Raw genomic sequence first — 11443 nt, forward strand, 5'->3', positions numbered from 1 at the left:
ATAAATTTTTTAGATCTTTTTGTCAGAAGAAAATCAATAGATAATAAAAGTAAATACCCGGAAGTAATCTCTCCCGGGTATTTTTGTTAAGCTATTTCTGTATTGTTGCTCTTATTATGGTTCCGCTTTCAGTAGTTATTTCCAACATATAAATTCCAGTCTTTAACACTGGTGGTACAATCCTGAATGTATCTGTATTAGTCTTTTGAACTTCTGCATAATATTTGAATCCCAATGTTGAAATTAATACAGCTTCAGTTACAATTTCTTCTTCATTAATAAATTTTATTTTCAACTCATTATCAAATGGGTTAGGGTAAATTAAATATTGTTGACTGGATTCAATGGCACTTGCTGTTGATGTAACTGTGAAGAAAATAGTCAAAGTGTCAAGTAATGTTCCCTGAGCATTGGATTGAGAATAGGCATAACCTTTCAACTTATGTGCCCCTAGCGGAGGTGTCCATGAGTTATAATTTCCATTATTGTCTCCAGTCATGGCGTATGGTGGAGTGTTTTCAATTCTTCCGCTTACACCATCCAGTTCAAATTTAATACATCCGATTCCGGTAGGTGATGTATTGGCTCTTATATTCAGGTTGCTGCCTGTGACATTTCTATTGATGATACTGTTGTTAGGTATGGGGTCAAATCCGGAAACAGGAAGTTCTGTATTCGCATTGATAAGTGTGAAGCTTTGCAGGTAATCTGGACCAGATGTTACTGTAATCTGAACGGAATCCTGTTGATAAGCAGTTGAATCATCATAAGCTTTTATTTTTATATTATGCGTTCCAGTTTGAAGATTCTGAATGGGAAAAGAATAGGAGGGTATAGAGTCTTTTCCTAATAATAAGTTGTCAATATAAAATTCCACAAATTTAATTATTCCATCAGAATCACTGGCTGTTGCAGTTACTGTAATGCTTGATCCTATACTAAAGTTGGATAAGTTTGCAGGAGAAGTAATATGTGCAACTGGCAACTGATTTGCTTTTTTGATCACCTTTACAAGTACTGAGTCTGTTGCAAATGCCAATGAATCATCATAAGCTTTTGCAATGAAGTGATAGGTGCCTTGTGGAAGGTTGTTAACGTTGATGACATATGATTCTGTGCTATCTGTGCCAATAAGCAAGTTGTTCTGAAAAAACTCTACACGTTTAATGTATCCATCATTGTCTACTGCTAAAGCGTTGATTGAAAAGCTGGTTCCATAAATAATTTCTGAGTTGTCTGCCGGCGAGGTAATCGTTATAACAGGTATTTGGTTTGGATGTTGAATTACATTAAAGTAAACAGAATCGATACTGTATGCACTTGAATCATCATATGCGATAGCTTTTAATATATAATTTCCATTATTAAGACCGGAAAGGTTAGTATTGAAAGGATATATACTATCTGTAAAAAATAAATTGTTATTAAGAATAAAACTGATTTTTTTAATAAAACCATCCTGATCTTCTGCGGATGCATTTATATTGATAGTACTACCATGGGTGAATGACGAGCTGTCTTCAGGGGAAATTATTGATATCTGAGGCAACTTGTTAGGGAGATCTTTTATAGTAATAATCACCGAATCTGAAGCTGATGCAAATGCATTATCAGTTGCTTTTACCTTGATGCTGTGTGTGCCAGGCGTTAATCCTGTAGTGGAATAAGTATAAGGAGAAGTCTGGTCTGTAAATATTGGTGTGCCATCCAGAAAAAAGTCCACTTTGGATATTGTTCCGTTAGCATCGATTGCATTGGCAATTATATTAATTACCTCTGTGCTTCCGTAAGTTTGATTGGAGGCTGGACTCGTCAAACTAACTGTCGGAGGAATGTTTGTATCTTCATCTGAAAAGATGAAGAATGCCCAATCATTATTGTTGGGAGAGGTAAGGGTTTGATTGACTAATGATGTAGATTGATTTGTGAATTCTCCTGTGACAGGATTGTAAATTCTATATTTCCAGTTTCCTGAAGGGATACTCACTGTCGCAGAGCCTCCTTTGCTGAGATAGGCGACATATTTTTTTTCTGTATTGCTTCCCAATAACCAGTTAGAAGTGCTGTTGGAAATATATTGGTCCATTGGCTCCATGAATTGAAATGGAAGAAAGTTGTTAAACAAATTAAGTGCATATCTTCCATAATCCCAGAATTTGTCCCTGCTTCTGAAATCTTCGCAATCTAAATCATCAATGGCTCGAGAGTTGTCATAACCGAAATACCAGTCATTTCCACCACCGCCACCTGTAAGGTTTCCCCATAAAACATTTTTTCTTAATGTTGCCTGGTTATTTACTGCAGGGCTATCCGGATTTAATCCTCCGTTCACTTCATCATGTTCTATAACCCATTTATATCCCGCCTGTGCGGATAGGTTTCTCCATTTTATTGGAAGGCTATGACCAACAGTATTTGGTTGTTGAAGGGATGTTCCGTCAAAATTTATATCTCCTAGCAAAGGTATATATAATTGATCCGGTGAAGTTGAATTAGCTTTTGTATGTACTTTAACAGGGTGTTTATATGGATCGTTTTTTTTGAAGAAAGCGGCATCTGCTTTTAATTGGGCTGTACTCCTGTTAGTTTCTTCTCCAAGATTCCATAATACCGCATTGTGATGTGAAAACCTTGCAATCATCTCTCTATAGTATATTATGCGCTCAATTCCAAGATTTCCGTTGTTGAGCATTCGATCATTTTCAGCTTCTTGGAAAACAAGTTGCAAAGCGATTCCTTTTTTTTCCATATGAGAAAATACAATCTCCCACTGATCGAGCTTGCTCACATCATAGCGTTTTGTTTCTGTGTATGTTGTCCATGGATAAACTTCACGTCCATCGCCGTTTACATTCATTAAGAGAAAGTAAAATTCATTGATGTCTTTTGATGACAAATAGTTGATAGCTCCTATGATTCCTTTTCCTAAACCATTTTTCCATGTAGTATCGCCCGCATTCCAATCAGAAATATGAGGCGTGTAATGATGAAGACCATCAGGAAGGTTGTTAACTGTGCCACCAGTATGATCCTGGGTATTGTCAAATTCCCAGTAGGCTAGAAAGTTTTCAGGACTTCCTGTTCCGTTTTTAAGAAAATATGTACTAGTTCCTTTAAATTTATAATAATGCTCATTATGATGTTCAAGCCATCCTTTACTTCTGAGATCTTTTCCGCTTTTGTCAGATGCTGATACAGAAAAAGATCCTGTTGTTCCGTCTATAGTGGCGATGGAAGTTCCTTCAAGGGAATCAGAAGAAGCTGCGATATTTGTGCCGTGTCTGAATGAAGTTTTGTAATTCCATATACCGGTAGTAGGGGGATTGAAATTTACTCTCCATTTATTGCCAGTACTGTCAGAAGTATTGTGTGAATTACCTTCTGCTGTATAATATCCTGGAACGATATAGGTATGATTTCCTGAAGTGAAATATACGTTTAATCTATAATCGCTAAAGGGATTGATAACATCTTTTTCAGCAGTTGAAGGTCCTGTAAAAGTCAAACTTACTTTATGCCATTGTTTCAATTCTCCTGTAATAGAAGGCTGAGATAGTAAGATTAAAGGACAAATGAAAAGATATAGGAATGTTGTTGATTTAGTAAATATATAATTCATGGATCGGTAAGATTACTAGTGTGTAACCATCATTTTTTTAGGAATGTTTTTGGTAGGGAAAGGCATTTTATGTCACCATTGCTTCATTATAACTTTAAACAAACGGAAAACGAGGGTCGTTATACTTTTGAAAAGCCTGTAAATCCTGTGTTTTATCGAAATACTATGAAAACTAATAACAATATATTATTGCTAATAATAATTTTATTTTTGTCAAGTGTGTCTTATTCTTTTGGAGGAGATGAATTACCGGAAAATAAAAAGAAGAATAAAATAAAGAATAATAAAGAGAATGCCCCGGTTGGGTTAACATATAAATCCGGTTTTAAAGGGAAGGATGATGGATTTCATGATTATTTTCTTACAGTTCAGCTTGGAGGTTTCTGGGCTTATAATAATGCTTCTATCAAGCTTAATTCTCCAGAACTTGAAGGTACAGATATTGATCTTGAAAGGGATTTTGATTTAAGTAATAATAAATTTTTCCCAAGAGCTGACGTGATCTTCAGAATAGGAAAACGTCATCAAATAGCGGCCTCATTTTTTAACCTTTCAAGAAAAAATTCTTTGGTTCTTGATAGGACTGTATCCTTCGGTGATACTACGTTCTATGTAAATTCTGGACTTGATGCTAAATTCAGACTAACTTCTTATGGATTAGATTATAGATTTTCTATTATTAAAACTCCACTATGGGAAGCAGGTGTTTTGCTTGGAGCTAAAGCGTTTAATGTATATGCTAGAGCTGAAGCACATTTGAATGGCTATAGTTATGGGGTTACTAAACAATACTGGGCTCCTGTTCCTCTTCCTGGTGTGCATGTTTTGGTTAATCTTGGTAAGCATGTTGTGCTGAGAGGTATAGGAGATTATTTTCAACTTAACGTAAATGATTGGAATTTTAAAGTATGGGAAGTCAGACCTGGAATTGAGATCTATCCAATCGAAAATTTAGGTCTTTCATTCTACTATCATTACCTCGTGGCCAATGTCAACAATGTTCCTGAAGAGGATATAAACGGTTATTTTAAATATAAAATCAGTGCTGTTACCGGTCAGGTTGCTTTGAGATTCTAGTCTTATTCCAATGATATCATTTGATATTGAGCTGTTAAGTTGAATAAGTGCAAACTAGATTTGTTTTGTTAAAATTGTTTGCATAACGATTTCAAATTATTGACAGTTTTCAAAATGAGCAGGAGCTCTAAAAATGATAAATATGAAGAAGGTCAATATATTTAATAAAGTATCTTTGATGTTTGGAATGCTGTTTGTTTGTGTAGCAAGCGTATTCGCTCAAGTTTCGTCAGATAAGGATCCGAATGCTGATTTCAGTCAGTTTAAAACCTTTGGATTTAAACCCGGAACGGTTATAAATCAGGGAAAGACTGAAACGAATAATACCATTATGGATAACAGGGTTGATAACGCAGTTACTTCTGAGTTAACAGCAAAAGGATTAAGAAGAGATGATAATAATCCTGATCTTGTAATTTCTTATACAGCAGGAGCTCAGAAGAAAACCGAACTTGAAGATGCTGGTCCTGGTTTTGCAGGTCCAGGTATATATGTAGCCGATGGATGGTGGGCAGATTCGTATAATGATTTCTGGACAAATACCTATAATGAAGGAACTTTAATGATCGATGTAAAAGATGCCCAAACAGATGATCTGGTTTACAGGGTATATGGCGCAGGCGAGGTTAAGAATAAATCCAAAAAACAGGATAAAGAAGTAAATAGAGTTGTTCAGAAGGGATTTAAAGATTTCCCTCAGAAATAACCCTCATTGATTGAATAACGAAAGCAGGTTGCAGAGATGCAGCCTGTTTTTGTTTAAGAGGGGACTCCCTTACAGAGAACAATTTAATGTTGAACAGTCTTATTTTTAAAGGGAAGAATTTGAATATTATGGCTTTATATCAAAAGGATGATCATCGCAGTAACTTGTTGGATGATATTTATGCATCTCCTGATCTTGGCGTATCTATGCCAAAGTATCGGATACCTGATGAAGAACATGATCCAAGGATTGCATATGCTGCGGTGCACGATGAATTGATGCTTGACGGTAATTCAAGGCAAAATCTGGCTACTTTCTGTCAGACATATCTTGACCCTGAAATACATAAGTTAATGGATGAATCGGTAGATAAGAACATGATTGATAAGGATGAGTATCCTCAGACTGCAGAAATTGAATCCCGTTGTGTGGCTATGATTGCAGATTTATGGAACTCCCCGGATGCAGCGAACACGATAGGATGTTCAACTACCGGATCCAGTGAGGCTGCCATGTTAGGCGGGCTCGCTATGAAATGGAAATGGAGAGCAAAAAGACAAGCTCAGGGCAAGCCCGCCGATAAGCCTAATCTTATCTGTGGACCTGTTCAGGTTTGTTGGCATAAGTTTGCACGTTATTTCGATGTGGAACTTAGGGAGATACCGATGGAGCATGGAAGATTATTAATGTCTCCGGAAGAAGTACTTAAAAGATGCGATGAAAACACAATAGGTGTTGTGCCTACATTAGGTGTGACCTTTACACTGCAGTTTGAAGATGTTAAAGGTGTTAGTGAAGCTTTGGACCAGTTACAGAATGATACAGGATTGGATATTCCGATACACGTCGACGCAGCAAGCGGGGGATTTGTAGCTCCATTCCTCTATGAGGAGTTGTTATGGGATTTCAGATTGCCGAGAGTAAAATCAATCAATGCTTCCGGACATAAGCATGGTTTATCTCCTTTGGGAGTCGGATGGGTAGTTTGGAGAGAAAAACAGGACCTTCCGGAAGAGTTGATATTTAATGTTAATTATCTCGGTGGTAATATGCCTACATTTGCATTAAACTTCAGCAGGCCAGGTGGACAGATCATTGCTCAGTATTATAATTTTCTAAGGCTGGGGAGAGATGGTTATAGGAGAATCCATCAATCATGTATAGACACAGGAATCTACCTTGCTGAAGAAATAGCAAAGTCTGGTCTTGTGGAAATGATCTATGATGGAAGAGGAGGTTTGCCAGGATGTTGTTATAAGCTAAAGGAAGGGTTGGATACCAATTATACTTTGTATGATCTTTCTGACAGGCTTAGAGCAAGGGGATGGCAGATAGCGTCCTATTCTCTTCCTTCCAATGCTCAGGATATAGTGATTCAGAGAATTCTGGTGAGACACGGTTTTACTCATGATCTTGCAAATCTTCTACTGGACGATATGAATCGATCAGTAGAATTTTTCAAGGAACACCCTATTGTAAAACCTATGACGAGGGATGAAGCAGGAGGATTTAATCACTCTTAAGCTGAAAAATCGTAGCATTCGTTCTGTAATTTTGCAGAACGAATGTTTTTATTTTTTTGTGAGTTTTCCTGTTTAAACTTTTTTTTATTTGACTTGTTGATAAAGCGGTTGCAGTAAATTAAGCCTTTATAGAAAATGTGGAGGCTCACATTCTTTCACTTTATAGCAAGATCATATGTTTAAATTTAAGGATGAACGTCCTAATATAAAGAAGGTTGAAATTCCTGTTAAGCAAGGTACTATTACTACTTTCGGAATCTCAATGATGACTTGTGCATGCGTATTGAGCTTAAGAGGATTACCTGTAATAGCTAAGGAAGAATTAACAATGTTTTTCTATATAGGGTTTTCAACACTTCTATTTTTGATTCCGGTATCCCTTGTTTCGGCAGAGTTGGGAGGAGCTTTTGGAGACAGGGCAGGGGGTGTTTATACCTGGGTAGGCGAAGCTTTTAATAAGAGAACAGGTTTTATTGCTATCTGGCTAGAATGGGCACAAACAATCGTGTTGTATCCTACTGTACTAGGCTTTGCATCAGGTGCATTTGCCTATGCTCTTGGAAGCCCTTCTCTGGCAAGCAATGGAATGTTTGTGGGTGTGTTTTCAATTTTTATATATTGGGTGGCAACTTTCATTGTCTTCAGGGGATCTGCAGTTATTCAAAAAGTAACAAGCTATGGCTTCCTTTTAGGTACAGTTATCCCTGGATTATTAATTATAGGCTTTGGTTCAGCCTGGATGATAATGGGGGAGAAAATCGCATTTCTGCATCCTGATCCAAATAATGTCGCTGTGGCCAGAATTGTTGATGGAAAAGTAGCACCTCGTATCTTTCCTTATTTCAATAGCATTACAGATGTTGCATTTCTTGCAGGTATTGTATTGCTGTTTTCAGGAGTTGAATCTCAGGCAGTACATGCAAATGAATTGAAAAATCCTGCTAAACAATTTCCTCAGGCTATGCTGCTCGCAGCTTTAATTATATTCAGTATTTTTACATTAGGTGCATTATCGGTAGGTGCTGTAGTTCCTGGTAAAGAGATTAATGTTCAGTCTGGATTGATGCAGGCGTTTTATAGAATCTTTAATAAATTTCATCTTGGAGGGCTAACTTATATCTCCGGTTTTTTAGTAACCTTTGGTGCTGTTGCAAGTGTTCTTTCATGGTTGTCAGGTCCAAGTAAGGGGCTTCTCGTTACTTCTAAAGATGGAATATTGCCTGATTTGATGAGTAAGACTAATGCAAAGGGGATTCAAACGGGAATACTTTATTTTCAAGGATTGTTTGTCACTATATTGGCTTCATTATATATTTTTCTTGAAGATGTAAATATAGCATTCTTCCTTTTGACAGTCCTTACTGTGGGCCTTTATCTGATCATGTATATGTTGATGTATGCAGCAGCTATTAGGTTAAAATATACTCACCCTAATCTTCCCAGATCATATAAAGTTCCTGGTGGAAATACAGGCATGCTGATTGTAGCAGGAGTCGGTTTTCTTGCCGTATTGTTTGCCTTTGTGCTTGCTTTCGTGCCTCCGTCTCAGCTTCCTATCGGAAGTCCTGCTTCTTATGTAGGTATGGTAATTGGAGGAACAGCATTCTTTACCGGACTTCCCTTTTTGATTTTCTATGTGAAAAAGAAAAGAGGTATAAATCTGAGCGGGAAACCTAATGTTTAAATTTTTGAATAATGTTGAGATGATTAAGGAGAATTGAGTGGTGAATTCATATTTGAATGCAGTTAATTTATTTGAGTTAATAAAAATGATTAGTTAGAAAATTAATGATCATCAAACTCTTTAAAAGCAACTTTATACTTTGTTATATACGTTGATATCATATTTTAGATTAAATCCACAAACTTTATTGAAGCAATTAAATGCGATCAAAAATACAGTGCGATTGTTATTATAGCTCATAGTGATCATCTTTATTACAGCCCTAGTAGTGTTATTACTTTTCCTGATCTTTTGCTAGAATTTAATTTTAGATTTAGTGTTGTCATGATTAATAAAACAGAATAATCGTGGCGGAGAGATTTGCTATCGTCTCTTAGATCAGAGTTTATCTATATATTATTTGATTAAATTCATTGCTTATTTATTGTTATCAATAGTTTTCTGTAGGATTCATTTCACCATATTTTTCCAAAGTTTTTTGAAGATTTTCAAGACTTGAAACGTCAAGATTTACAATTCCTGTTAATGGCCTGTCCAAGTCGATAATGAGAAGCATAATCGAAGAAATAATTATAGCAAGACTTATAGCAAATTTTAATTTTCCAGAGTCTGAATATCCATGGTAATATCCAGTAGAAAAGAAAGAAAATATTGAAATTAAAATTAATATGAATACTATTGTTATCGGCGCACGGTTTTCAAGCGCAGATGAAATACTTTCGCTCGTATCTACAATACTGTTTAATGATTGAATAATCAGGCTTGTATTAACATTCGGTTCAAACTTCCCTATCTTGGCTGATTTTGCCCAAATTGTTACCTGAAGATTTATCAGTTGGGTTTGAATTTCATCCTGTCGCTCAGTAGTGGTTCTTATCTTATATTGATTGTAATATTGTATTCTTGTTGCCAGATATTTTTTTAAAAGTTTTCTGAGATTTTTTTTGGCGGTACTATCTTTCAAAAGCCCTACTCTGAAGTAGGCTGTCCCGATACTGGTGCCTTCTCTGTCAATTAAAGTCCTGCGCTCTTCATATCTTGTTGCTGCTACACTGAATGAAAATGCAAGGAGTATTCCCAGTAAGGATAAAGATCCGCTCTGTATGGAAGAGATAATAAAGAAATCGTTGCTGTTTGTAGTTTTTTTGCTAAAGAACTTTCTTCCCTGGCGAAATCCGATTAGATAAGATATAATGAGGATTATTAATATTACTAGTATGGATATCCATTCATCTTTAAATGTAAAGGGATCATCGGTAAAGAAATATTTCATAAATCTGGGCTAATCTTCCCGATACAACCAGAAACCTATCCTCATGTTCTGATTTTTAAATTTCAAAATCTAGTGGTAGAATAAAAAAATACAGACCTAGTTATACTCGTTGTAACATTTTTTTAGCATCCATGTTTGACTTCAAACATATTAATACTAGAGGTAGATGGCGATATTATTCCCTCTCGTATTGTTTGTTTAAAATGTCCTATAATCTGCTATAATGCTCAGTATAGGGAGTAGGGTTGATACTCTTTGAAGTGTGTTGAAAGACTGGAACTAAGTATAGGACTTGGAATACCAAGGAGATTAACATTCATTACTTCTTTAGAAGTATTTTGATTCTAATAATTTCAAGGTAATAACTATATCTATCTATATTATGAAAATTACAAAACCAATCCTAAAACAGTCAGTACTAGGAGGACTAGTAGTCCTATCATTAATCAGCATAGTTTTTTTCTCTTTTACTCAAAATAAGGATAAAGCAACTGAAGAAGATATTAAAGCAGCGTTAAAAGAGGCTTATGATAAATTTAAAACCTTAAAAGGAGGAAAGAATGCAGACTACATACCATACCTGGCAAAAGTAGATTCTACCTTTTATGGAATAGTAATAGTAACTGCTGATGGAAAAGTTTATCCAATGGGGGAAACTAAATACGAATTCGGTATCGAATCAATTTCAAAGGTATTTACGCTTGCCCAGGCTTTACAAGAAAGAGGTGGCAAAGTAGTAATGGATAGCATAGGGGTTAATGCAACAGGTCTACCATTCAATTCTGTACAAGCAATCGAAATACAAGGACAACAACCACAAAATCCTTTGGTCAATGCAGGTGCAATAGCTACCGTTAGTTTGTTGGAGCCTAAAAATAACCAAGAAGCAAAATGGGCCAAAGTACAAAAAAACTTTAATCGCTTTGCCGGTAGAGATCTTAAAGTCATTGATGAGTTATATAAATCGGAAGCTGCGACAGACCAGCATAACGAAGCAATTGCTTTACTACTTAAGTCATACAATAGACTGTTCGATAAGCCAGCGATAGCTATCGATGTATATACTAAACAATGTTCATTTGGTGTCAATGCAAAAGATCTTGCTGTAATGGCTGCCACACTGGCTAATAATGGAGTTAATCCATTAACTAAAGAAAAAGTAGTTGACCCAAAACATATCCCGCAAATATTAGCAGTGATGAGTACAGCAGGGCTATATGAAACTACAGGAGAATGGATGTTTAAAGTAGGTTTGCCTTCAAAAAGTGGTGTAGGAGGGGGGATAATATCTGTAGTTCCTGGACAGATGGGGATTGCTGTATTTGCACCTCCTTTAGATAAGGCTGGTAATAGTGTAAAAGCACAAAAGACAATTGAATTCCTGGCTGATAAACTAAAATTAAATGTCTTCACGGCACGTAATTAATTAATGGGCGATAAGTTTTAACTTCACTCATGTTATTATAACAATTGTCATTGTCTTTGTTTTCATAAAAAAGGCAATGACAATTACTAATCTCGTAACTAAGGACAATGATACCATTACCCAAGTTTATCTGCA

7 protein-coding genes are annotated in these 11443 nt (G+C 36.0%); 5 read left to right on the top strand and 2 right to left on the bottom strand.

The annotated features are described in order from the left end of the window. Positions 1 to 91: 91 nt before the first annotated feature. A complete protein-coding gene (locus J7604_RS20530; RefSeq protein WP_293900059.1) occupies positions 92 to 3619 on the bottom strand; it encodes an Ig-like domain-containing protein in 3528 nt (1175 codons plus the stop codon). A 165-nt stretch (positions 3620 to 3784) separates the two neighbouring features. Here J7604_RS20530 and J7604_RS20535 point away from each other — a divergent pair, with 165 nt between their 5' ends. From J7604_RS20535 to J7604_RS20550, 4 genes are all read left to right on the top strand, one after another. Continuing rightward, on the top strand, positions 3785 to 4696 hold the full coding sequence (locus tag J7604_RS20535; RefSeq protein ID WP_293900062.1) for a hypothetical protein: 912 nt from the start codon (positions 3785 to 3787) through the stop codon (positions 4694 to 4696). A gap of 142 nt (positions 4697 to 4838) precedes the next feature. Further along, positions 4839 to 5402: a DUF4136 domain-containing protein gene (locus J7604_RS20540; RefSeq protein WP_293900065.1), complete on the top strand. Its 564-nt coding sequence runs from the start codon at positions 4839 to 4841 to the stop codon at positions 5400 to 5402. A gap of 128 nt (positions 5403 to 5530) precedes the next feature. After that, entirely contained in the window at positions 5531 to 6925 is a 1395-nt protein-coding gene (locus J7604_RS20545; RefSeq protein WP_293900068.1) for a glutamate decarboxylase, read from the top strand. 175 nt (positions 6926 to 7100) lie between these two features. Next, entirely contained in the window at positions 7101 to 8609 is a 1509-nt protein-coding gene (locus tag J7604_RS20550) for an APC family permease (protein ID WP_293900071.1), read from the top strand. Positions 8610 to 9039: 430 nt separating this feature from the next. Here the strand turns inward: J7604_RS20550 and J7604_RS20555 are convergent, their stop codons facing one another. Next, a complete protein-coding gene (locus J7604_RS20555) occupies positions 9040 to 9882 on the bottom strand; it encodes a hypothetical protein (protein WP_293900074.1) in 843 nt (280 codons plus the stop codon). Between the two features lie 382 nt (positions 9883 to 10264). On the opposite strand from J7604_RS20555, the gene glsA reads away from it, so the two are divergent. Continuing rightward, complete coding sequence (gene glsA, locus J7604_RS20560; protein WP_293900077.1) at positions 10265 to 11308, top strand: glutaminase A; 1044 nt, start codon at positions 10265 to 10267, stop codon at positions 11306 to 11308. Positions 11309 to 11443: the final 135 nt, after the last annotated feature.

This window comes from Sporocytophaga sp. (genome assembly GCF_017745095.1).
Lineage (GTDB): Bacteria > Bacteroidota > Bacteroidia > Cytophagales > Cytophagaceae > Sporocytophaga.

What these genes read in the sequence shown, in the direction of transcription:
- J7604_RS20530 (WP_293900059.1), bottom strand. Translation starts at nt 3,619, where the DNA reads ATGAATTATATATTTACTAAATCAACAACATTCCTATATCTTTTCATT.
- J7604_RS20535 (WP_293900062.1), top strand. Translation starts at nt 3,785, where the DNA reads ATGAAAACTAATAACAATATATTATTGCTAATAATAATTTTATTTTTG.
- J7604_RS20540 (WP_293900065.1), top strand. Translation starts at nt 4,839, where the DNA reads ATGAAGAAGGTCAATATATTTAATAAAGTATCTTTGATGTTTGGAATG.
- J7604_RS20545 (WP_293900068.1), top strand. Translation starts at nt 5,531, where the DNA reads ATGGCTTTATATCAAAAGGATGATCATCGCAGTAACTTGTTGGATGAT.
- J7604_RS20550 (WP_293900071.1), top strand. Translation starts at nt 7,101, where the DNA reads ATGTTTAAATTTAAGGATGAACGTCCTAATATAAAGAAGGTTGAAATT.
- J7604_RS20555 (WP_293900074.1), bottom strand. Translation starts at nt 9,882, where the DNA reads ATGAAATATTTCTTTACCGATGATCCCTTTACATTTAAAGATGAATGG.
- glsA (WP_293900077.1), top strand. Translation starts at nt 10,265, where the DNA reads ATGAAAATTACAAAACCAATCCTAAAACAGTCAGTACTAGGAGGACTA.